The 23,210-nt window shown below is 70.5% G+C and carries 17 protein-coding genes and 2 tRNA genes; 14 read left to right on the top strand and 5 right to left on the bottom strand.

Annotated features, from left to right (window positions below; all coding sequences use genetic code 11):
* The first annotated feature begins 97 nt into the window (after positions 1 to 97).
* Positions 98 to 2,191: an ATP-dependent DNA helicase UvrD2 gene (locus H590_RS0109040; RefSeq protein WP_028703299.1), complete on the top strand. Its 2,094-nt coding sequence runs from the start codon at positions 98 to 100 to the stop codon at positions 2,189 to 2,191.
* A gap of 20 nt (positions 2,192 to 2,211) precedes the next feature.
* On the opposite strand, the gene H590_RS0109035 is transcribed toward H590_RS0109040, so the two are convergent.
* Entirely contained in the window at positions 2,212 to 3,003 is a 792-nt protein-coding gene (locus H590_RS0109035) for a hypothetical protein (protein ID WP_028703298.1), read from the bottom strand.
* 330 nt (positions 3,004 to 3,333) lie between these two features.
* On the opposite strand from H590_RS0109035, the gene H590_RS15850 reads away from it, so the two are divergent.
* Positions 3,334 to 3,990 carry a M48 metallopeptidase family protein gene (locus tag H590_RS15850; protein WP_084149399.1) on the top strand — a complete coding sequence of 219 codons (657 nt, stop codon included), beginning with the start codon at positions 3,334 to 3,336 and terminating at the stop codon, positions 3,988 to 3,990.
* Between the two features lie 123 nt (positions 3,991 to 4,113).
* On the opposite strand, the gene H590_RS0109025 is transcribed toward H590_RS15850, so the two are convergent.
* A complete protein-coding gene (locus H590_RS0109025; RefSeq protein ID WP_028703297.1) occupies positions 4,114 to 5,520 on the bottom strand; it encodes a zinc-dependent metalloprotease in 1,407 nt (468 codons plus the stop codon).
* A gap of 130 nt (positions 5,521 to 5,650) precedes the next feature.
* Here H590_RS0109025 and H590_RS0109020 point away from each other — a divergent pair, with 130 nt between their 5' ends.
* The 4 genes from H590_RS0109020 to H590_RS0109005 all read left to right on the top strand — a co-directional run bounded on the left by H590_RS0109020 (position 5,651) and on the right by H590_RS0109005 (position 13,019).
* On the top strand, positions 5,651 to 6,817 hold the full coding sequence (locus H590_RS0109020; RefSeq protein WP_414973637.1) for a YlbL family protein: 1,167 nt from the start codon (positions 5,651 to 5,653) through the stop codon (positions 6,815 to 6,817).
* 98 nt (positions 6,818 to 6,915) lie between these two features.
* Positions 6,916 to 7,536 (top strand): PPA1309 family protein, encoded by a 621-nt coding sequence (locus H590_RS15845; protein WP_232021121.1) that lies wholly within the window; start codon positions 6,916 to 6,918, stop codon positions 7,534 to 7,536.
* A complete protein-coding gene (locus tag H590_RS0109010; RefSeq protein WP_232020983.1) occupies positions 7,533 to 10,523 on the top strand; it encodes a UPF0182 family membrane protein in 2,991 nt (996 codons plus the stop codon). Before H590_RS15845 ends, H590_RS0109010 begins: the two co-directional genes overlap by 4 nt.
* A 63-nt stretch (positions 10,524 to 10,586) precedes the next feature.
* On the top strand, positions 10,587 to 13,019 hold the full coding sequence (locus H590_RS0109005; RefSeq protein WP_028703294.1) for a glycoside hydrolase family 3 C-terminal domain-containing protein: 2,433 nt from the start codon (positions 10,587 to 10,589) through the stop codon (positions 13,017 to 13,019).
* A gap of 134 nt (positions 13,020 to 13,153) precedes the next feature.
* On the opposite strand, the gene H590_RS0109000 is transcribed toward H590_RS0109005, so the two are convergent.
* Together H590_RS0109000 and H590_RS0108995 are read right to left on the bottom strand one after the other, a co-directional pair.
* A tRNA-Met gene (locus H590_RS0109000) sits at positions 13,154 to 13,227 on the bottom strand.
* A 144-nt stretch (positions 13,228 to 13,371) separates the two neighbouring features.
* Positions 13,372 to 13,445, bottom strand: a tRNA-Met gene (locus H590_RS0108995).
* A 103-nt stretch (positions 13,446 to 13,548) separates the two neighbouring features.
* Between H590_RS0108995 and H590_RS0108990 the strand changes: the two genes are divergently transcribed.
* The 7 genes from H590_RS0108990 (at position 13,549) to serA (ending at position 20,773) form a co-directional block, all read left to right on the top strand.
* A complete protein-coding gene (locus H590_RS0108990) occupies positions 13,549 to 14,292 on the top strand; it encodes a M50 family metallopeptidase (protein WP_028703293.1) in 744 nt (247 codons plus the stop codon).
* Positions 14,293 to 14,497: 205 nt separating this feature from the next.
* Positions 14,498 to 15,991: an ABC transporter substrate-binding protein gene (locus tag H590_RS0108985; protein WP_028703292.1), complete on the top strand. Its 1,494-nt coding sequence runs from the start codon at positions 14,498 to 14,500 to the stop codon at positions 15,989 to 15,991.
* Positions 15,988 to 16,962 carry an ABC transporter permease gene (locus tag H590_RS0108980; RefSeq protein WP_028703291.1) on the top strand — a complete coding sequence of 325 codons (975 nt, stop codon included), beginning with the start codon at positions 15,988 to 15,990 and terminating at the stop codon, positions 16,960 to 16,962. Before H590_RS0108985 ends, H590_RS0108980 begins: the two co-directional genes overlap by 4 nt.
* Positions 16,959 to 17,771, top strand: a complete 813-nt coding sequence (locus H590_RS0108975; RefSeq protein ID WP_028703290.1) for an ABC transporter permease — start codon at positions 16,959 to 16,961, stop codon at positions 17,769 to 17,771. The genes H590_RS0108980 and H590_RS0108975 overlap by 4 nt, the downstream gene beginning before the upstream one ends.
* A complete protein-coding gene (locus H590_RS0108970; RefSeq protein ID WP_084149397.1) occupies positions 17,768 to 18,646 on the top strand; it encodes an ABC transporter ATP-binding protein in 879 nt (292 codons plus the stop codon). The genes H590_RS0108975 and H590_RS0108970 overlap by 4 nt, the downstream gene beginning before the upstream one ends.
* Positions 18,643 to 19,464, top strand: a complete 822-nt coding sequence (locus H590_RS0108965) for an ABC transporter ATP-binding protein (protein WP_051238361.1) — start codon at positions 18,643 to 18,645, stop codon at positions 19,462 to 19,464. The genes H590_RS0108970 and H590_RS0108965 overlap by 4 nt, the downstream gene beginning before the upstream one ends.
* A gap of 118 nt (positions 19,465 to 19,582) precedes the next feature.
* Positions 19,583 to 20,773, top strand: coding sequence for a phosphoglycerate dehydrogenase (gene serA / locus H590_RS0108960; protein ID WP_028703287.1), 1,191 nt, complete (start codon positions 19,583 to 19,585; stop codon positions 20,771 to 20,773).
* 99 nt (positions 20,774 to 20,872) lie between these two features.
* Here the strand turns inward: serA and H590_RS0108955 are convergent, their stop codons facing one another.
* Positions 20,873 to 21,667, bottom strand: a complete 795-nt coding sequence (locus H590_RS0108955; protein WP_028703286.1) for an inositol monophosphatase family protein — start codon at positions 21,665 to 21,667, stop codon at positions 20,873 to 20,875.
* Positions 21,668 to 21,696: 29 nt separating this feature from the next.
* Here H590_RS0108955 and H590_RS15840 point away from each other — a divergent pair, with 29 nt between their 5' ends.
* Positions 21,697 to 23,178, top strand: coding sequence for a S10 family peptidase (locus H590_RS15840; protein WP_084149396.1), 1,482 nt, complete (start codon positions 21,697 to 21,699; stop codon positions 23,176 to 23,178).
* Positions 23,179 to 23,210: the final 32 nt, after the last annotated feature.

Raw genomic sequence — 23,210 nt, 5'->3', positions numbered from 1 at the left:
ATCCGGGTCCGGCAGGGACTGCCGATCGGGGGCGGTGGGACCGTCGCAGACCCGGCGGGCTGGGAAACCGTCGTGGGCCGCGCCTAGTGTTCACCCCGTGACACCCGATGAGACTGCCGACCGGATACTCGACGCCCTGGATCCCGAGCAGCGCCAGGTCGCCACCACCTTCGGCGCCCCGGTCTGCGTGGTGGCCGGGGCGGGGACCGGCAAGACGCGGGCGATCACCCACCGGATCGCCTGGGCGGCCGCCACCGGGCGGGCCGACCCGCACCGGACCCTGGCGGTGACCTTCACCACCCGGGCCGCCGGCACGATGAGGGGCAGGCTCGCAGCCTTGGGAGTGCGGGGAGTGCAGGCGCGAACCATCCACTCGGCCGCACTGCGTCAGGTGCGGTACTTCTGGCCGAGCGCCTACGGCTGCGAGTTGCCGCGAGTCTCCGACGCCCGGTTCCGGATGCTCGCCGAGGCCTCCCGCAGAGTCGGCCTGGGGGTGGACACCGCCCTGCTGCGCGACCTGTCGGCCGAGGTCTCCTGGGCCAAGGTCTCCAACGTCGGAACGGAGCAGTACCCGGCACTGGCCAGGGCCGAGGGACGAGTCGTCGCCGGGGCCTCGGCGGCGGTCGTGGGCCGGGTGCTGTCGGGATATGAGGCCGTCAAGAGGGAGACCGGGGTGATCGATCTCGACGACATCCTGCTGTGCGCGGTCGGCCTGCTCACCGACCATCCCGAGATCGCCGCCCGGGTGCACGACCAGTACCGCCACTTCGTGGTCGACGAGTACCAGGACGTCTCCCCGATCCAGCACACCCTGCTGGAGCTGTGGTTCGGGGGACGCGACGACGTGTGCGTGGTGGGGGACCCGCACCAGTCCATCCACGCCTTCGCCGGAGCCAGGGCCGAGTACCTCACCGGCTTCCTCGCCGAGCATCCCGGCGCCACCCGGATAGAACTGATGCGCAACTACCGCTCCACCCCGCAGATCGTGGCCCTGGCGAACACCGTGCTGCACCATGGCGGGAAGAAGGACAACCAGATCGGCGAGGACCAGGGGGTGCGTCTCGTCGCCCAGGCCGAGGACGGCCCGCAGCCGCGCTTCGCAGCCTTCGCCGACCAGGTTGCGGAGGCCGCCGGGGTGGCCGCCTGGCTGAGCGAGCTGCACGGCAGGGGGATCGGCTGGGCAGATCTGGCCGTGCTGCACCGGGTCAACTCCCAGGCCCCGGCCCTGGAGACCGCGCTCACCGAGGCCGGGATCCCCTACCTCATCAAGGGGGCCGAGAGGTTCTACGACCGTGCCGAGGTTCGCCAGACCCTGGCGGCGGTCTCCCGGCGCGTCGAGCAGGGTCCGGGGGAGGCCGGCCTGGGACTCCAGGACGCCGAGGAGGTGCTCGCCGGGCTGGGCTGGACGGCCCAGGCCCCGGAGGGCCAGGGCAGCGTGCGGCAGCGGTGGGAGTCTCTCCAGGCCCTCCACGACCTGGCCGGCACGGTGATGACCGGGGACTCCCAGGCCCGTCTGGCCGATGTCGACCGGGCCTTCCAGCAGGCGGCCGCACTGCAGCAGGCCCCGGCTGTGGACGGGGTCACGATCTCCACGATGCACGCCGCCAAGGGGCTGGAGTGGCGCGGGGTGGCGTTGATCGGCGTCTCGGACGCGATGGTGCCCTTCGTGATGGCCACCCGGCCCGAGGAACTGGCCGAGGAGAGGCGCCTTCTTCACGTCGCGGTGACCCGTGCCTGCCGGCACCTGTACATCACCTTCGCCCGCAACAGCACCGCCAAGGGCCGGTACGGCATCTCGCGCTACCTCAAGGGGCTTCCGGGCACCCCGGACGCCGCCACGACGTCGACCTCGGGGCGACCCGCCAGACACCGCACTGTCAAGTTGCTGGACTGCCGGGTCTGCGGGGGTCCCCTCACCGCCGCCGCCGACCGGAAACTGGGTCATCACATGGCCTGCGAGGTCGACGTCGACCCGGCCGTGGTGGACCGGCTTCGCGCCTGGCGGCTGGACCGTGCGCACCGCGACAAGGTGCCCGCCTTCGTGGTGCTCACCGACGCCACCCTGCTGGCCGTGGCCGAGCAGATGCCCTCGGGACCCGATGATCTGCGACAGATCTCGGGGATCGGCCCCAGCAAGATCAAGCGGTACGCCGACGAGCTGCTCGCCACTCTCGACGAGGTGCGCAGCTGAGGCGGCGTCGGGGGTCCCGGTCATGCTGCTCGTGGGGCCGGTGAGTGTCGGTGCGGGCGGCACCGCGGGCAGTCGGGAAGCGGGTCGAGGATTGCGGTGTGATGGTGCTCGCTCGTCCAGGACGACCAGGAGGGTGTGATCCAGTCGGCTCCCCGTGATCCCTGGTCGACCAGACGGGAGATCTGTTGGGCCACCCACTGGCGCGGCCCCCACGCCGATGACGAGCCTGCCAGAGCCGCTGCGGTATGGGCCCACAGCGGGTCCCGCCGGGCCATTCCGGTGTCCAGGCAGTCCTGGCAGCCCGGTCGGGTCGGCAGGGCGACGGGTCCCAACCAGGCGCCGGAGGTACCTGCCCAGCCCACCACCACCGGAATCCCGCGGTCCTGACACAGTTGCACCGGCTCCCGCAGACCCAGCGGGTCTTGGGGGCAGACCACCGTCAGGCCGGGGCTGAGCCGAGATCCCGGGTCCGCCAGGATGGACCAGTGTCCCGAGGAGCTGCGCCGACCGGTGCCCTCGCCCAACTCCACCACCAGTGCCCCGCAGACCGACTGGACCGCCTCGCGGACGGCGGCGGCCAGGGAGCCGGAACCCACCACCGCCACGGTGATCGGCGTTCGGTCCACCACGAGACCCAGGGTGGCCATGGTCTGCAGGATCGCATCGGGAAGGCGGCCCTCCACCAGCTTCTCGACGGTGGTGCCGCGCAGCAGGAAGGATCGGCCGTCGGGGCACAGCAGCCGGACACCGTGGGGCACCTGGACGATCTCACAGGCCAGGTCCGGATGGGCCGGGGGAAGAAGAGCTGTCATGGCACAGATCCTGACCGACCGCCCCCGCCGCGGCCAGAGGTCGAGGGCAACGGGAGACACCAGGGCCCGAACGGACAACACATCGAACGGCCGGGCAACACCTGTGACAACACCGAACCCGATCCCGGCAACACCTACAACCCTGACAGCGCCGACATCCCTGACAGCGCCGACAACCCCGACAGCACAGACAACCCAGGAGATCTCGACAACGCCGGACACCCGGACAGCACGGGTCCGGGGCGAGAGCTCTGTCGGTCAGCCGGACGCCGCGAGCACAGAACTGGCGGCGTGCACAGAACTGTCAGTGGTCACCGCCATGATGGTGTCATGACTCACCAGCCCGCCATCTTCGACGAGTCCGGCCTCGCCGAGGCGCCGGACCTTCCCACCGGGATCCCTGCGGACTCCCGACCGGTCGACCTGGGCGTTGCGCCCAGGGTGATCATCCGACGCAGCGCCCGTCGTCGGCGGACTCTGGCCGCCAGGCGCGAGGGGGACGCCATCCTCGTGATGGTGCCCGACCAGATGGATCCGCAGAGCGAGCAGCGTCAGGTCGATGCGCTGGTCGGCAAGCTGCTGGCCAGGGAAAACCGGGACCACCACGGCACCGGGCCGGTCGACCTGACACGCCGGGCCAGAGCACTTGCCCGGCAGTACATCGAACCGAGGGTCGGCTACGCCCTCGGGCTCGACTCCGTGCGCTGGGTGGGCAATCAGCAGCACCGCTGGGCCTCGTGCACCCCGGCCAGCGGCCAGATCAGGGTGTCGGACCGGATGATCGGGTTCCCACCCTGGGTGATCGACCACGTCCTCATTCACGAGCTGTGCCACCTGGTGCACGCCAACCACGGCCCGGCGTTCCGCGCCCTGGCCGGCTGCCTTCCCAGAGCCCAGGAGGCCGACGGCTTCCTGCTGGGATGGAGCTGGGCCACTCAGCGGACCCACGACCAGAACAGTCTGGACGACGACCTGGCCGAGGACTGACCGGGAGCCGGCCCCTCGCTGCACGGCGGGGGAGCGATGCGCCGTCCAGTCGGAACCCGGCGTGCCGTCGAGTCGGATCCCGGTGTGCTGTCGAGTCAGATCCGGGCGGCTGCGGACTGGAACTCAGTCGTCCTCGCCCTCGGCGCGCAGCAACTCCTCGAGCTCGGCGTCCAGGTCGGCGGTGATCTCGTCGCCGTTGTGGACCGACTCCCCGGAGACATAGCCCAGCGGGTCGTCCAGATCGGCGGCGGTCGGCATCAGATCGGGGTGGTGCCACACGGCGTCACGTCCGACCGTGCCGCGGCCGTCGCGCAGTGCCGCCCACAGATTCGCGGCGTCGCGCACCCTCCGGGGGCTCAACTGCAGTCCGAGTAGGGAGGAGAAGAAGGCCTCGGCGGGACTGGAGGTGGCCCGACGCCGACGGACGGCCTCCTCCAGCTGGGCGTGCTGAGGCATCCACAGCCCGGCCACCTGACTGGTGACCTCGTCCACCCACCCCTCGATCAGCGCCAGCAGGGTCTCCAGGCGGGACAGCACCCCCTCCTGCTCGGGGGTGCGGGTCGGCTCGAAGAGCCGGCCCTGAAGGCGTCGCGACAGCTCCTGGATCTTGTCCGGGGTGAGCTGTGACAGATCGTCGACGTCGACGGCGTCCTCGATGGCCGAGGAGTCGATCCGGATCCCTCGCGCGTAGTGCTCCACCAGGGCCAGCAGCTGTGGTCCCAGCCATCCCACGGCATTGAACAGCCGCTGGCGGGCGGCCTCGCGCAGCACGAGGTAGATCTCGATGTCGCGTGGGTCCAGGTCCAGGTCGTTCCAGGCGGCCGCGATGTTGGACGGCAGTAGCACCACCTGGGCCTGAGGCAGCACCTGGAGGCCGATCTCGGTGCCGCTGACGGTGGTGACGGCCAGATCGGCGAGTCCCTCCGCCAGCTGCGAACCGTAGAGCATCGACGCCATCTGACGCAGGACGGGGCCCATCATCGCGCCCAGGGCCGCCATCGGATCCTGAGGATTCTCCCCGGAGTCGGGGACCAGCAGGTTCGTCATCGCCGAGGTCAACGAGGTCAGCACCGGTTCGACAACCTTCTGCCAGGCGCCGAAGGTGTTCTCGATCCACTCCGCGCGGCTCCAGGCCTCGGGCTGTGCCGCCACCTGGGCGAACTCACAGGCCTGGTCCAGCCAGTTCTCGGCCAGCCGCGAGGCGTCCAGCAGAGCCTCCCGGTCGCCTCTGCCCGGGGTCGGGTCCGGACCCTTGGTGGCGGCGACATGACGGGCCAGGTCCTTGATCCGGTTCCAGTCCAGCGCGCCGGCGCGGCCCGGTTGCTGGCCGGGGGCCTGGAAGCCGACCGGGGCGCCCGTGCCGGGAACCGACATGCCCTGAAGCATCTGGGACAGCTGGGACATGAAGTCGGCGGGGTCTCCCTGCATCGGGAGGCCGAACTGCTGCATCATCTTGCGGAACTGTTCGGCCATGTCGTCGGGATCGGGCTGGCCCGGATCGGGGGTCGAGTCGTGCGGACCGTCGTTCATGCCCATCTCCTGAGGTGTGATTCCTGGGGTCCACCCAGTCTAGAGAGCCGGTGGCACCACCCATAGTGGTCCCTGGGGTGCAATCGGCCCCCGACACGGACTGTCGGTCCATCGGGGGGTCGCGGGTAGCATGACGGCCATGTCCGCTCCTGCTCCCGATCGCGCTCCCGCTGGGCGCAGCACCCTCAGCGTGGAGGACTGGCGGTGGCCCGGGAGTCGCAGCCCGCGGACCCGCAGGGATCCCGGGCAGGGTGGCTACCGGGCCACCGCCCTCATCTCCGCGGTCGTGGTCCTGATTCTCATCATCGCGATGTCCTTCGTCCCGGTGCCCTTCGTGAGCTGGGCCCCCGGTCGCACGGTCAATGTGCTGGCCTCCACCGATCAGGGACGACCCCTCATCCAGGTTCAGGGACTGCCGACCCGCACCTCCCGGGCCGAGCTGCGGATGACCACCGTCTCCATGACGACCGTCGACGGTCGTCTCAGCCTTGTGGAGGCCCTCGTCGCCTACTGGCTGCCGCACCGCGATGTCATCCAGCGCGACGCGATATACCCGGCCGGCCAGTCCGCCGACGAGGTCAAGGCCTCCGAGGTCCAGAGCATGGACACCTCCCAGCGCGACGCCGTGGTCGCCGCCCTGAGGGCCGCCGGTCAGCCCGTCACCGAGATGCCGATGATCGATGCGGTCACGGTGGGCGGGCCCTCCTACAACACCCTCGTCCCCGGTGATCTGATCCAGAAGGTCGACGGCACGGCCGTCCAGTCGGTGGCCGACGTCCAGCGGGCGATCCGTCGCCACCGGGTGGGAGACACGGTCGCGATGGCCGTGCTGCGCGGCGGCGCCGCCAGGAACGTCCAGGTGGTCAGTTCAGCCTCCCGCAGCGACCCCCGGACCCCGCTGATCGGGGTCAGCCTGTCGACCGGCTACCGCTACGCCCCGACCGTGACCTTCGGGGTGCCCAGCAGCATCACCGGGCCCAGCGCCGGTCTGGTGCTCTCGCTGGGGGTCTACCAGACGATCGCCAGCACAGATCTGCTCGGCACCCTCAACGTCGCCGGCACCGGTGAGATCTCTCCCGACGGCACCATCGGGGCCATCGGCGGCATCCAGGAGAAGATTGCCGGAGCCCAGCGCGACGGCGCCCGCATCTTCCTGGTGCCCTCCGCCAACTGCCGCGACGTCCAGGGGGTTTCCACCCGGATGACGCTGGTCAAGGTCTCGACCCTCAAGGACGCCATCTCGGCCCTGCAGAAGCTGCGCCAGGGCACCGACGCCAAGGAGATCCCGCATTGCTGAGCGACGACACCCGCCAGGCCGGTGCCCGCACCGCGGCCGGCGGCACCACGGACGACTGCGGCACTGAGGCCGACTGCGGCAGCAGGGCCGATTCCAACATCACGCGCGATTGCAACAGCACCGCCCGCTGCGGCAGAAGTGCCGACCACCGGTCCGACCCGCTGGTGGCGGCTCTCACCGAGATCGACCGGTTCCTCGGCGCGGAGGGCTGGGGGCTGCCGGCCCGGCTGTTCGCCCTGGTGCCCACCGCAGATCTGCTGGCCGCCGAGCCCAGTCTTGTGGGCCAGCTGTCGGCGGGATCTCCCGACTCCCTGTCCAGCGTCGAGCAGGAGGACTTCCACGGCGGCGACCACCTGGAGCAGACACTGTCGGCCATCGCCTGGCCGCCGACCGTCCAGGGCGTCGCGGTGAGCGTCGAACGCGTCTTCCTGCCCGATGACGAGGAGGCCTCCATCCCCGAGGACCCCGACCGGGCCGCCGAGTACGTGGCAGGCCATCCCCGCCGTCAGGACCTGAGGGTGGTCAGCGGGGCGATGCGCGACGGGAGCCATTTCTCGGTCGCCCGGGTGCTCGGTCATCCCGACGAGCTGTTGGGAGCGGCCAACCTGGTTCCCTCCCTGGAGGCCGCACTGCTGAGCACCCTCGACGACTCCGGGACCGACGACCTCCCCGGACCCGATGATGCACAACCCGACCACTCAGGGATGGAGCCACAGTGAGCACCACTCGACCGATGCCCAGGATCGTCGGCGGATCCGCGCCCCGAGGGAGGTCGCGAGTGCTGCTCATCGTGGCGGCTGCGGTGGTCGGGCTCCTGATCGCCTGGTCGATCGCCTCGACCATCACCACCGATCTCCTGTGGTACTCCGCGGTCGGCTACCGGGACGTCTATCTGGTGCGGCTGCTGGCCGCCGCCGGACTCTTCGTGGCCGGAATGGTGCTGGTGAGCGGTGGCACCGCCATCAACATGGTGATCGCCTTCCGGATGTCGCGCCGGAAGGCCTCGCAGCGGCCCGAACCCGCCGGGAGGGCCGGTGACCCGGAGCACCCCTCCGGCTCCGGGGGGACCGGACGGCCCGGCGGCCGGCGCAAAACCACCGGTTCACGCGGGCGCACCGACCAGGGATTCCTGGAGAGCCACCGTCGCACCGCGATCCTGGTGCCCTCGCTCTTCGTCGGTCTGCTTGCCGGATTCTCGGCGGCCGCCGAGACCCCCACCATGCTCGCCTGGTGGAATCGCACCCCGACCGGGACCAGGGACCCCTACTTCGGGATCGACGTGTCCTTCTACCTGTTCACCTACCCCTGGCTGCGCTTCCTGGTGAACATGGGCATCACCGCCGTCGTGCTCGCCCTGATCGGCGCACTGGCGGTCTACCTCGCCAGGGGTGCGGTGACCATCCTCACCCCGGCGATCCTCACTCCTGGTGGGACGTCGCGGACCAGACGGGAGCACCAGCACCTCTTCAGTCCCCGGGCCCAGGCCCACCTGTCGGTGCTGGTGGCCGTCGGGCTGGTGCTGATCGGGCTGTCCAGCCTGCTGAGCCGCTACGGGCTGGCGGTGTCGCAGAGCCCGCTGTTCACCGGAATCGGGTACACCGCGGACCACTACCGGGTGACCGCCAAGGCCATCGTGGCGGTGATCTGCTTCCTGGTCGCGGCGCTGTTCTTGGTCAACGCCAAACTCCGCCACTGGGGTGTGCCCGGCGTCGGAATCGTCCTGATGCTGGTCGCCACGATCATCGTCCAGGGCATCTACCCGGCGTTCATGCAGCGCTTCTCGGTCTCTCCCGACGCACCCGACAAGGAACGCCCCTACATCGTCAACAACATCGCGGCGACCCGCGCGGCCTTCGGTGTGGCCGGCACCACGATCTCCGACTACTCGGCCAGGACCAGTGCCAGCGCCGGCCAGCTGAAGGCAGACGCCGAGGCCCTGCCGGCCATCCGGCTGATGGATCCGGCGGTGCTCGGACCCACCTTCGAGCAGCTCCAGCAGGTGCGCGGCTTCTACTCCTTCCCCGGCACCCTGGACGTCGACCGGTACCGGGTGGACGGAACCACGACCGACGCCGTGGTGGCCGCCCGCGAGATCGATCTGGCCGGTGTCACCGACAAGAGCTGGAACAACGTCCACACCGTCTACACCCATGGATACGGACTGGTGGCCGCCTACGGGAACAAGGGGCAGGTCTCCGGGGAGCCGCAGTGGCTGGCCCGGGACATCCCCACCGTCGGGGCCCTCAAGGAGACCCAGTCGCGGATCTACTACGGCGAGCGGTCCACCCAGTACGTGGTCGTGGGCGCCCGGCCGGGAGCCAGTCCCGTCGAGCTGGACACCCCCGGCGGCGGCCAGGGGGCCACCGGCTCGGAGAGCAAGAGCACCTATGACGGGAAGGGGGGCGTGCGGGTCGGCAACCTGCTGGTCCGCGCGATGTACGCAACCAAGTTCGCCGACATCAACCTGATGCTCTCCGACCGCGTGCACTCCGACTCCAGGATCCTCTACGACCGCACCCCGTTGGACCGAGTGACCCGGGTCGCGCCCTGGCTCAAGGTCGACAGCGACGCCCTGCCCAGTCTGGTCAACGGACGTCTGGTGTGGATCGTCGACGGGTACACCACCTCCGGGAACTACCCGAACTCCACGCGGGTGGACCTGCGCCAGGCCAGCAGCGACTCGAACTCCCAACAGCGCCAGGCGCAGCCCGACGAGCAGGTCAACTACATCCGGAACTCCGTCAAGGCGGTCGTCGACGCCTATGACGGCACGGTCCAGCTGTACGCCTGGAACCAGAGCGACCCGATCCTCAAGTCCTGGCAGAAGGTCTACCCGGGTCTGGTCAAGCCGCGGACGGCGATGTCGGCGGACCTTCTCCAGCACGTCCGGTACCCGCAGGACCTGTTCAAGGTCCAACGGCAGATCCTGGGTCGCTACCACACCACCGATCCCGACACCTGGTACCAGCGCAATGACCTGTGGGAGGCTCCCGAGGACCCGGTGCGCAGCAACCAGGGCACCGAACCGCCCTACTACCTCACCATTCGCTGGCCGGGGGAGAGCACCCCGGTCTTCCGCAGCACCGCGGCGATGGTGCCCAACAAGAGGGAGAACCTGGCCGCCTACATGGCCGTCGGCTCGGACGCCACGAAACCGGACTACGGGAAGATCCGCGTGCTGCGGATGTCCAGCTCCACCCAGATCGACGGCCCCAACCAGACGGCCAGCGCCATCAACTCTGACACGAATGTCTCGGCGAAGCTGCTGCCCTACCAGAACAAGGGATCGGCCAGCGCCACCCTGGGCAACCTGCTGACCCTGCCGGTCGGCGGCGGGCTGCTGTACGTCCAGCCGATCTACGCCCAGCGGCAGACCGGTTCGGGCGGGTATCCGGTACTGCGGTTCGTGGCGGTTCGTTTCGGCACCCATGTCGGTATCGGCGGCACCCTCCAGGAGGCGCTCAACCAGGTCTTCGGGGGAGACGCCGGGGCCCAGACCGCCGAGAACCAGGACTCCGGGTCCGGCTCCTCGGGCGGCTCTGCGCCGCCCGCCACCTCCGCCCAGGCCAGACAGCTGCTCAGCCAGGCCCAGGCCGCCTTCACCGCGGCCGACAAGGCCCTGTCGGCCGGCGACCTGGCCGGCTACCAGAAGGAGGTCGAGAAGGCCCGCCAGCTGGTCACCCGGGCGCTGGGACAGGTGAGGTGAGGACGCCGGGGTATCGGCCCTGAGGACCGCTCCCGGGCACCGCACGGCGCATAGGGTGGGGCCATGACATCGGCTGACGTCCATGACCTGCCCCTCACCGACCAGATCCGGCTGCTGTCGGGAGCCGACGACTGGCACACCGAGGCGTCCACCGGGACCGGACTGCGGCCGCTGCGACTGTCCGACGGGCCGGGCGGTCTGCGGGTGCCCGATCAGGAGGGCGGGTCGCTGCCGGCGACCTGCTTCCCGACCGCGGTGGTGCTCGGATCCAGCTGGGACCGGGATCTGGCGGCGGAGATCGGTGGCGCCCTGGCCGTGGAGGCCGGTGTGCGAGGGGTCGATGTGATCCTGGGGCCGGGGATCAACATCAAGCGCCATCCCCTCGGTGGGCGCAACTTCGAGTACCTCTCGGAGGACCCGGTGGTGGCCGGCGAGTTGGCCGCCGCGGTCATCGGCGGCATCCAGGGCCGAGGGGTCGGCGCCTGCGTCAAGCACTTCGCGGTCAACAACCAGGAGACCATGCGGTTGTGCGTGGACGCCGTGGTCGACGAGCGGACCCTTCACGAGATCTATCTGGCGGCCTTCGAGACCGTCGTGCGGCGGGCCAGGCCGGCCGCCGTGATGGCCTCCTACAACCAGATCAACGGCACCGCGGCGACCACCGACGCGGCCCTGCTGACCGACACCCTTCGCCGAGAGTGGGGATTCGACGGACTGGTGATGAGCGACTGGGGGGCGGTCTGGGACCGGGTCGCCGCCCTGGAGGCCGGCCTGGACCTGGAGATGCCCTCCAGCCACGGCGCATTCGACCGGTCGGTGGCCTCGGCCGTGCGATCGGGACGCCTGTCGGCCGAGGCGGTGGCCACCTCGGCCCAGCGGGTCGCCGATCTGGCCGACCGGGTGAGCCCGCCGCCGGTGACCGAGCTGCCGGTGGTCGAGCACGACCGTCTGGCCCGCCGGGCCGCGGCCGCCGGAACCGTGCTGGCCGCCAACGACGGCGTCCTTCCGCTGGCCCCCGGGGCCCGGGTCGCGCTGATCGGCGCCTTCGCGGCGCGCCCGCGGTTCCAGGGAGCGGGGTCCTCCCAGGTGAACCCCACCAGGGTCACCGGACTGCTGGAGGGGTTGAGGACCAAGAACCTCCAGGTGAGCTACGCGCGCGGATACGACCCCGACGACCATCGCACCGACGCGGTCCTGGTCGCCGAGGCCGCCGAACGGGCCGGTGACGCCGACGCCGCAGTGGTGGTCGTCGGGCTGCCCGAGGAGATGGAGTCGGAGGGATACGACCGCACCGGGCTGGACCTCCCCGCCCAGCACGACGCCCTGGTGCGCGCGGTGCTGGCCGCCAACCCGCACACCGCGGTGGTGGTCTGCTCCGGCTCTCCGGTCTCACTTCCCTGGGCGGACCGGGCCGGAGCCGTCGTGCTGGCAGGTCTGGGCGGTCAGGCCGGGGGAGCGGCGCTGGCCGATGTGCTGGTCGGCGACGTCGACCCGGGCGGCCGGTTGGCCGAGACCTGGCCCCATGATCTGTCCGAGGTGGCGTCCGACCGATGGTTCCCCGGGACCGGCCATCTGGTGCAGTACCGGGAGGGGCCTGCGGTCGGCTACCGGCACACCACCACCGAGTCGATCACCCCGGCATTCTGCTTCGGGCACGGGCTGTCCTACACCCACTTCGAGTGGCGGGAGGTCGCGCTGAGCGCCACCGACATCACCGCCGGGGAGGGTTTCTCGGTGAGCCTCGAGGTCGCCAACGTCGGTTCCCGGGCCGGCGACGACGTCGTGCAGGTGTATCTGGCCGACCGCACCGGGATCACCTCCCGTCCGAGACGATGGCTGGCCGGCTTCGCGAAGGTCCATCTGACCGCGGGGCAGACCCGGCGGGTGGAGGTGGGCGTCGAGGCCCGCGAGCTGGCCTTCTGGGACGTCGATGACCATGACTGGCGGGTCCCCTCGGGCGCCTTCAGCGTCGAGGTGGCGCGATCCTGCCAGCAGATCGTCGAGGTCCGCGAACTGCGGGTCACCGGAGGTGTCGACCACGCCGCCGAGAAGGCCTGGACGCCGCTGGTGGCGGCATCCGAGGAGGCCTTCGCCGCCCGGCTGGGCAGGCCGGTGCCGGCCGAGCCGCCCGCCCGTCCGTTCACCGCGACCTCGGTGCTGCGCGAGACCCGCAGCCATCCGGTGGGCGCTGCGATCCACGCGATGATCATGCGGCGGGTGGCGGCCAGCCAGCCCGACCCGAGGTTCCGCCGGATGATGGAGCACACCGTCGACGAGTTGCCGCTGAGGAATCTGCCCGCCCTGTCGGCGGGAGTGGTGCCGCCCGAGGCGGTTCCGGTTCTGGTCGATGTGCTCAACGGGGCGCCCGACGACATTCTTCGTCGCTCGGTGGGAGGGGCGGCCGGTCTCGGCCGGGACTTGGTCGACACCCTGATCGGTTCGGGCCGGAAGGTGTGGGACGAGATCGGCTCGAGGTGGGGGAGGTTCCAGCGCTGATCTGCGGCCGCTGGGCCCCGGCCGCTGACTTGCGGCCTGGGGACCGGCCTCCGGGTCCCGGGAGAGCGCCACGGAACGGCGGACATGCACAGGTCCCGGTGCCATCTCTGGCACCGGGACCTGTGTTCTCCTCGTAGCGGGGACAGGATTTGAACCTGTGACCTCTGGGTTATGAGCCCAGCGAGCTACCGAGCTGCTCCACCCCGCGTCGGCCCCGACATTGTTGCACGCGGGCCCTGCCCGACACAAACTCGCCGAGGCCGGGCGACCGGGACCACGAGTTCGACCACCACTGCGCCGAGACACAGATATCCCGGTGCCATCTCTGGCACCGGGATATCTGTCTTCCTCGTAGCGGGGACAGGATTTGAACCTGTGACCTCTGGGTTATGAGCCCAGCGAGCTACCGAGCTGCTCCACCCCGCGTCGCAAGAGGAAACACTACCGTCCGGGCACCACAAGGGCAAATCGTGGGCCCGGCGGACCCGACCTGTCCGGACCTGCCAGGTGCTCGCGCCATCATGGACGGGTGAACTGGAGAGGTCTGCTCGATGCGCTGCTGGTACGGCTGGGCGCCACGATCGGCGCCGGCCGGCCGGTGGTCCCGGGGTGGCCGCCCGGCGCCCTGGCGCTGGCCGTGCTGAGCGTCCTGGTGCCACCGGTCTGGCGGGTGATCCGGCCGGTCGTGACCCTGGTCCACGAGCTGGGCCACGCCGGGGTCGGTCTGCTGTGCGGGCGCCGCTTCTCGGGATTCGTCATCAGCCCCGACATGTCGGGACACACCGTCACCGTGGGACGACGCCACGGGCCTGCCGTGGTGCTCACCGCGGTGGCCGGCTACCCGATGCCCGCCCTGGTGGGTGCGGCAGCCATCCAGGCGGCGGTCGGCGGTCATGCCGGTGCGGTGCTGCTGGCGGTCCTGCTGATCCTCCTCGGCGTGCTGGTGCGGGTGCGCTCCCTGTTCACGATGGCCTGGGTGGTGGCCCTGGCCGCCGCCGTCGGCGCGCTGTGGTGGAGCGGAACCCCTCGGTGGTCGGCCGCCGCGGTGGTGTGGTTGGGCGCGGTGCTGGTGGTCGGCGCCTGGCGACACCTGGTGGCGGTGGCCGTGCACGGCGATCGCGACCAGGATCCGGGAGCGCTGGCCCGCCTCACCGGCGTCCCGGCGGCGCTGTGGTGCCTCGTCATGGCGGTGCCGGTGGCCGCATGCAGCTGGTGGGCCTGGCGCGCCCTGGCCGGACCCCTCGGTCCGCTGCTCGGTGGTGCGCTGCGGTGACGGACTCGCAGACCCTGTCCCTGGAAACGCGTTCCCTGCCGGGCCCGGTCCTCGGAGTCATTGTGGGAACCGACCAAGATCGGCGGCCGGTCTCGCAAGATTGCCGCCGTGCGCGATGAATGCGGTCCCTCGGGTGAGGACTCGGTCGGTGAAGGCCCACGGGATGCGTAGGCTCATGGCCCACCAGAACGGGAAGGAGGATGCCATGGGAAGACTGTTGCGGGCGGTCGCGGTGATCGGTGCCGCCGCGCTGGCACTGACCGGTCTGGCGGGCTGCTCCCCCGAGCGGCCGCAGAGCACCCTGGTGATCGGGGCAACGGCGGCCCCGGCGACCCTCGACCTGGTCTCCAACACCGCGGCGGCGATTCCCCAGGTGCTGCTCTACAACGTCTACGAGACCCTGGTGAGGGTCGACGACTCCGGCACCCTGCGACCCCTGCTCGCCCGGCAGTGGACGGTGAGCCCCGACGGGCTGACCTACACCTTCACCCTCGACGACCGGGCCCGGTTCGCCTCCGGAGCCCGGGTGGACGCCGCCGCGGTGGCGGCCTCCCTGAACCTGCTGCGCTCCAAGAAGTCCGGCCCGGTGCTCCAGACCCAGCTCTCGGCCATCCGGTCGATCGACGCCGAGGGGGAGCGGGTGGTGCTGAGACTGGCCCACCGCGACAACCTGCTGATCTACAACCTGGCGGGCAGCGCCGGGGTGGTCATCGACCTGGCCCACACCCGAGACCTCGCGGTCCACCCCGCCGGCTCGGGCCCCTACCGGGTCACCGGCTTCTCACCGGGCCAGGAGGTCGACCTCCAGGTCTCCCCGACGGCCTGGCACGAGCGCCCCCAGGTCCGCAGCATCCGGTTCAGCTACTACTCCGACCCCACCTCGCAGACCGCCGCCCTGCTGTCGGGGGATCTCGACGTCGTCACCGACCTGCCCACCCCCCAGGCCCTCTCCCGGTTCTCCGACCCCAGCAGGTTCACCGTGTGGCGCGGCACCACCAACGGCGAGGTGGTGCTCGGACTCAACAACTCCACCAGGGCGCTGTCGGACCGGCGGGTCCGCCAGGCGATCCTGATGGCCATCGACCGGCGGGGACTGATGGACGTCGTCTCCAACGGCCAGGGCACCCTGATCGGATCGATGGTGCCACCCACCGACCCCTGGTACACCGACCTGTCGACCCGCTGGCCCTACGATCCCGCCCGCGCCCGCGCCCTGCTCAAGCAGGCCGGATACGGCCACGGCCTCACCCTTCGACTGAGGGTCCCGAGCCTTCCCTACGCCACCGCCTCCACCCGGGTCATCACCTCGATGCTGGCCCGGATCGGGATCACGGTGGTCACCGACGAGCTGGAGTTCCCGGCCCGCTGGCTCGACGTCGTCTACACCCGCGCCGACTACGACATGACCGTCATCGCCCACGTCGAGCCCCGCGACATCGTCAACTGGGCCAGCCCCACCTACTACTGGCGATACCGCAACCCCGCCTTCAGCGCGTTGGTGAGCCAGGCGATCAGCGGCCCCGCCGACCAGTCGACCGCCAGGATGCGACAGGCCTCCGTCATGCTGGCCGACGACGCCGCCAGCGACTTCCTCTACCTGATGCCGAAGATCACCGTGACCCGCGCCGGAGTCACCGGGCTGCAGCACAACGCCGCCAGCCTGAGCTTCGACCTCACCTCGGTCCGGGAGTCCCGATGACTGTGCTGCGGCGCCTGGCCCGCCCCCTGGTCGAACTGCTGATCAGCCTGCTGATCGCCTCGGTCATCGTCTTCGCCCTGCTCAACCTGCTGCCCGGAGACGTCGCCCAGGTGATGCTGGGCACCAATGCCGACCCCGCGGCGGCGACCGCGCTGCGCCACCAGCTCGGCCTGGACCGACCCCTCACCGCCCGATACCTGGACTGGATGGGGCACCTGCTGAGCGGGAACCTGGGCGCCTCGGCGATCACCGGGGAACCGATCGCCCCTGAGATCGTCTCCCGACTGGCGGTGACCGGCTGGCTGGTCGTCGGGGCCATGGCGCTGGCGATCGCGGCCTGCATCCCGGTCGGGATCTACGCGGCCGTGCACCGGCGCAGGGTGCGTGGTCTGGTCGTCTCGGTGGCGTCCCAGATCCTCATGAGCGTCCCCGCCTTCCTGGCCGGGATCCTGCTGATCCTGCTCTTCTCGGTCACCCTCGGCTGGTTGCCGGCCGGCGGCTACACGCCGCTGCTGGACAGCCCCTGGCAGTGGTTCCGCCATCTCCTGCTGCCGGTCTGCGCCCTGGCGATCGTGCAGTCGGCGGTGCTGGCCCGGTACGTGCGCAGCGCCTTCATCGACATCCTCGCCGACGACCATCTGCGAACCGCCCGGGCGGTCGGCTGGCGACTGCGGCCCGCACTGATCCGGCACGGCCTGCGCAACGCCTCGATCAGCCTGGTGACGGTGGTCGGCCTGCAGCTGTCGACCCTGCTGGTCGGGGCGATCGTCGTGGAGCAGGTCTTCGTCATCCCCGGGCTGGGCTCCTACCTGCTGGACGCCGTCTCCCTGCGGGACCTCACCGTGGTCGCCGACGTCGTGATGATCCTGGTGGGGCTGGTGCTGCTCATCACCTTCCTGGTGGACACCCTGGTCATTCTCATCGACCCGCGGTTGCGGGTGTCCTCGGGCCTGGAGGGGGCGCAGTCATGAGACGTGCTGGACTGGTGATCGGATCGGTACTGATCGGCGTCATCCTGGTCGCGGCCGTGGTGTCGGTGTTCTGGACCCCCGTCGACCCCTCCCTGGTGGTGCCCGCCGAACGACTCCAGGGGCCGTCCCTGCACCACCTGCTGGGCACCGACGGGTTCGGCGCCGATATCGCCTCCAGACTGCTGGTGGGAGCCCGGATCGGCCTGCTGGTCGGCGTCGTCTCGGTGGTCATCGCCGCCGGGCTGGGAGTGCCCTGGGGAATCGCCTCGGCGATGCTCAACCGGCCCTGGTCACGGGTGGCCTCCCGGGCCTCCGACCTGCTCTACGCCTTCCCCGCCCTGCTGCTGGCCATCATTCTGGCCGCGGCGGTCGGCGGGTCGACGCTGACCGGAATGATCGCCATCGGGGTGTCCACCGTGCCGGTCTTCGCACGGATCACCCGATCGGCGACCTGGCAGGTGATGAGTCAGGATTACGTGCTGGCCGCCCGCTCCTCGGGGATCAGCTCCTGGGGCATCGCCCGCAGCCATGTGCTGCCCAACATCGCACCGCTGATCGGGGTCCAGGCCTCGGTCTCCTACGGGATGGCGATCCTCGCCGAGGCGGCGCTGAGCTACCTCGGCCTGGCCACCCCGGCCACCGTTCCCACCTGGGGCAGGATGCTGCGCGACAGCCAGACCTACCTGTTCAACAGCCCCGTCCAGACCCTGTGGCCCGGACTGGCGATCGCCGCCGCGGTGATGGGGTTCACCCTGCTGGGGGACGGCCTGAGGGACTTCCTCGATCCACGCCTGCGGGAGCTCAGATGACGACAGCCGGAGACGAGACAACCAGCCCGGTCGACCGGAGGACCACCGCGGCGTCCCCGAGGGAGGCGGGACTGCTGGCCGTGGACCATCTCAGCATCGACTTCGGACGACGCCACCGGCCGGCGGTCCGCGACATCGGGTTCACCATCGCACCGGGTCAGCGCCTCGGTCTGATCGGTGAGTCGGGGTCGGGCAAGTCGGTCACCGCCCTGGCCCTGATGGGCCTGCTGCCCGACAACGCCCACGTCAGCGGCTCGGTCCGCTGGCGGGGCCGCGAGCTGCTGGGCCTGGGCGACCGCGAGATGTCGCGGCTGCGCGGGGACCAGATGACGATGGTCTTCCAGGAGCCGATGACCGCCCTGGACCCCACCATGAAGGTCGGCCGGCAGGTCGCCGAGGCGCTCCGGCTCCACAACTCCTCGGCCTCCTCGGCGCGACAGGCCGTGGTGGAGATGCTCGAGCAGGTGGGTCTGACCGAGCCGCACCGGGTCGCCGAGTCCTACCCTCACCAGCTGTCGGGGGGCCAGCGGCAACGGGCCCTGATGGCGATGGCGCTGGTCAACAGCCCGGACCTGGTGATCTGCGACGAGCCCACCACCGCCCTGGACGTCACCGTCCAGGCGCGCGTGCTGAAGATCCTCGACGAGGTGCTGGACGCCGTCGGCGCGGCCTGCCTGTTCATCTCCCACGACCTGGCCGTGGTCTCCCAGGTGTGCGCCGATATCATGGTGATGCGCGACGGGTCCCTCGTCGAGAGCGGACCGGTCGACCGGGTGCTCAGCCACCCCGAGCATCCCTACACCCGCCGGCTGCTGCGGGCGGCCCAACTGGATCTGGTCGAGCCCGGCCAGCGGATCATCCTGGAGGACGAATGAGCGACTCCGCAGTTGCCGACTCCACTGCTCCCGAGCCTGTGCCCGAGCTGGAGGCCAGCCACCTCAGCCTGCATCTGGGACGCTCCCGCGGCGGCCTCCAGGTGCTGGACGATCTCAGTCTCAAGGTTCGAACCGGCCGCCGGATCGGACTGGTGGGTGAGTCCGGATCGGGCAAGTCCACCCTGCTGAGGGTGCTCGCCGGACTTCAGCGACCCGACTCCGGGCAGGTGAGGTTCCGTGGACGCTCGATCCTGGGCAGGCGTCCGGGACAGCTCGCCGACCTGCGTGCCGACGTCGCCCTGGTGCTGCAGGATCCGCGTTCCTCCCTGGATCCCCGGATGAGCGTGGCACGCACCATCACCGAGCCGCTGCGCTCCCCGGTGCTGAGCGGCGCGGCGGGTTCGCGGGAGCAGGTGCGCCAACGGCTGGTCCAGGTGATGACCGAGGTCGGTCTCGACCCTGCCACCGCGGGGCGCTTCCCCCACGAGTTCTCCGGGGGGCAGCGTCAGCGGATCGCGATCGCCCGGGCCCTGGTCACCCGTCCCGACGTTCTGCTGGCCGATGAACCGGTCTCGGCGCTGGACGTCTCGGTGCGCGCCCAGGTGCTCAACCTCCTCACAGAGTTGGTGAGTGCCCGCAACCTCACGATGGTCTTCGTCTCCCACGACCTCACCGTGGTGCGCCACCTGTGCGACGAGGTGGCGGTGATGCAGCACGGCGCGATCGTGGAGTCAGGCGATCTGGCGCGGGTCTACGCCGACCCCCAGCACCGGGTGACCCGGGAACTGCTGGCGGCGGTGCCACGCATCAGAACCTGAACTGGCCGCCGCGCACCCCGCCGCCGTGCACTCTGCCCCCGGGCGCCCCCATTACCACCCGGCGGCGCTGCTTCCATCGTGTGAGACGGCCATTTCAGACTCCCTAGACTAGGGCGACATGAAGGCACTCCTGCTCGAGAACATCCACGACGAGGCCGTCAGGACCCTACGATCCGAAGGCTACGAGGTGGAGAGGCTCAGCAAGGCTCTCGGGGAGGACGCGCTGATCGAGGCCCTGGACGGCGTCGACCTGCTGGGCATCCGATCGCGCACCGGCGTCACCAAGCGTGTCATCGAGGCCCGGGGGAGTTCGCTGACAGCCGTCGGGGCGTTCTGCATCGGCACGAACCAGATGGACCTGGACGCCCTGGCGGAGGCCGGTGTGGCGGCCTTCAACGCCCCCTACTCGAACACCCGGTCGGTGGTCGAACTGGTGATCGCCGAGATCATCGCGCTGGCCCGGCGACTGGGCGACCGCAACACCCAGATGCACCACGGGTCCTGGCGCAAGACCGCGGTCGGCTCCCACGAGATCCGCGGCCGCAAGCTCGGCATCGTCGGCTACGGCAATATCGGCTCGCAGCTGTCGGTCGTCGCCGAGGCGCTCGGCATGCAGGTGTGGTTCTACGACGTCGCCGACAAGCTGCCGATGGGCAATGCCCACAAGTGCGAGTCCCTGGAGGAACTGCTCCAGACCGTCGAGACGGTGAGCATCCACGTCGACGGACGTCCCGACAATGTCGGCATGTTCGGCGCCGCCGAGTTCGAGATGATGCGGCCCCGGTCGCTCTTCCTCAACCTGTCGCGCGGCAGTATCGTCGACATCGACGCGCTGGCCGAGAACCTGCGGACCGGACACATCGCCGGCGCGGCCCTCGACGTCTTCCCCAGCGAACCCAGGTCCGGCGACGAGCCCTTCGTCTCCCCGCTCACCACTCTCGACAACGTCATCCTCACCCCCCATGTCGGCGGATCGACCCAGGAGGCCCAGGTCGACATCGGCCGCTACGTCGCCAACAAGCTCATCGACTACACGGAGAACGCGTCGACGAGCATGAGCGTCAACCTGCCCGACATCTCCCCGGCGCCCAGGTCCGGGACCAGGATCGGACACCTGCACCACAACATCCCCGGGGTGATGGCCCACCTCAACCGGCTGGTCGCCGACTACGGCGGCAATGTCACCTACCAGGCCCTGGCCACCCGCGACGAGCTGGGCTACGCCGTCGTCGACATCGACGAGACCGACCGCGACCTGCTGTCCCAGGTGGCGCACCTGGAGGGCACCATCAGGGCCCGGGTGCTCTGAGCCCGCCCGACACAAGCAGACACAGGACACCGGGCCCCGCCGATCCGTGATCGGCGGGGCCCCTGCACGCCCGGGGCGAGGCGAGCCGCCCGCGACGACTCAGTCCGTCGGGTCGGCCCGCACCATCGCCAGGGCCTCGTCGTGCAGCAGCCCGTTGCTGGCCATCGCATTGGGCCCCCAGGGTCCGTCGGCCCCCTCCAGGGAGGTGAACCGGCCACCGGCCTCCCGCACGATGACGTCCAGGGCCGCCATGTCGTGGAGGTTCAGATCGGGCTCGCAGGCCAGATCGACCGACCCCTCGGCCACCAGCATGTAGGACCAGAAGTCGCCGAAGGCGCGGGTCCGCCACACCGTGCGCATCAGCTCGCCGAAACCGCGACCCCGACCGCTCTCCACCCAGCCGTGCAGGGAGGAGTAGGACAGGAAGGCGTCCTCCAGCCGGGCGACCCCCGAGACGTGCATGGGCCGGGCCTTGAGCAGGGAGGTCCCGGTCCACGCCCCCGATCCCTCGGCGGCCCACCAGCGGCGCCTCAGCGCAGGAGCCGAGACCACCGAGGCCACCACATGGTTCTCGACGCTCAACCCGATGAGGGTGGCCCACACCGGGACCCCGCGCACATAGTTGGCGGTGCCGTCGATCGGGTCGACGATCCAGCGACGCGGGCCCTGCCCGGAGTCGTCGCGCTCTTCGCCGTGGACGGCGTCGCGGGAGCGGCTCTTCGCCAGGGTGCGGCGCACCGAGTCCTCCACCGCCAGGTCGGCGTCGCTCACCTCGGTGTGGTCGGGCTTGGAGGAGACGTGCAGGTCCGCGGCACGGAAGCGGGCCATCGTGATGGAGTCGGCGTCGTCGGCCATCAGATGGGCCAGGCGCAGGTCATCGGTGTAGTCGGTCATGGCCCCACGCTAGTGAATAGAGTTGACCCATGCCCGACCTGTCCAGCGACCCGGCGACCACCCCCTCCGCGCAGACCCCAGGGAGCCCGCCCCCGGCCGACGAGCTGGTGACCACCCGCCACACCCTGGAGACCCCCGAGGGGACCCTCCACTACACCGCGGTCACCGGCCGGATCCTGGTCGGCACCGAGGAGATCGCCGACGGGGTGGCCAGGGGCACCGTCCCCACCGCACTGATGGGTGTCACCGGCTACACCCTCGACGACGCCGATGCGGCCACCCGTCCCATCACCTTCGTCTTCAACGGAGGGCCGGGATCGGCGTCGATGTGGCTGCACATGGGGCTGGTCGGTCCCCGGGTGGTCGACGCGGGCACCCCGAGCGCCCCCGCCGTCGCACCCTTCCGGCTCATCGACAACCCGCACACCCTGCTGCGCGGCAGCGACATCGTCGTCATCGACGCCATGTCGACCGGCTACTCGCGGGTGGTCGACGGAACCCGGCCGGGCCGCTGGCACGGCTGGAAGGCCGATGTCGAGCAGGTCGCCGAACTGATCCGGGTATGGTGCACCCGCAACGACCGGTGGACCAGCCCGATCTACCTGCTGGGGGAGTCCTACGGCACGGTGCGCGCGGTGAGCGTGGCCGAGCGCCTCCAGGAGGCCCACGGGATGTACCTGGCCGGCATCGTGCTGATCTCCAGTGTCCTGGACTTCGGCTCCCAGGACTTCGACAACCTGCGCTGGGACCAGGCCTGCATCCACTTCCTGCCCAGCTACGCGGCGATCGCCTGGTACCACGGCAGGCACCCCGGCCGCACCCTGGCGGAGGTGCTGGCCGAGGCCGAGGAGTTCGCCGACGGACGCTACCGGCTCGCCCTGGCGAAGGGGCGCCGGCTGGGGGCCGAGGAGCGCTCCCGGGTGGTGGCGGAGCTGGCCCGGATCGCCGGACTGTCACCCCAGTACGTCGACCGGTGCGACCTGAGGATCGAGCACATGCGGTTCTGCACCGAACTGCTGCGCTCCGAGGGACGGACCGTCGGCCGGATCGATGGCCGGTACACCGGCCCGTCGCGTTGCGGCACCGACGAGATGATGGACGCCGACCCCTCCGGCGATGCCACCCTGGGCGCCTTCACCGCCGCCACCCAGCACTACCTGCGCCATGAGCTCGGCAGTCGTTCGGAGGCGGAGTACCGGGTCTCCTCCGACCTGTGGAAGCACTGGAACTACCACGAGTTCGAGGGCCGGCCGGTCAATGTCACCGACAAGCTGGAGCGGGTGATGCGGGCCCAGCCCGGCCTGCGGCTGCGCATCGAGTACGGCCGCTATGACCTGGCCACCCCGTACTTCGCCGCCCAGGACATGGTCGACCACCTCCGCCTGCCCCAGCAGGCCTTCGACCGGATCGAGAACGCCTGGTTCGAGACCGGCCACATGCCCTATCTCACCGACCGTGCCGAGGAGGCCGACCAGATCTGCGCCTTCCTGGAGGGATTCGACCGGCACTGAGTCCTGGGTCGGAGTCCTGAGGTCGGGCTCGC

The sequence above is a fragment of the Acidipropionibacterium jensenii DSM 20535 genome, assembly GCF_000425285.1.
GTDB lineage: Bacteria > Actinomycetota > Actinomycetes > Propionibacteriales > Propionibacteriaceae > Acidipropionibacterium > Acidipropionibacterium jensenii.
The sequence above is the reverse complement of the archived record's forward strand: the minus strand, read 5'-3'. Positions and strand labels throughout refer to the sequence as shown.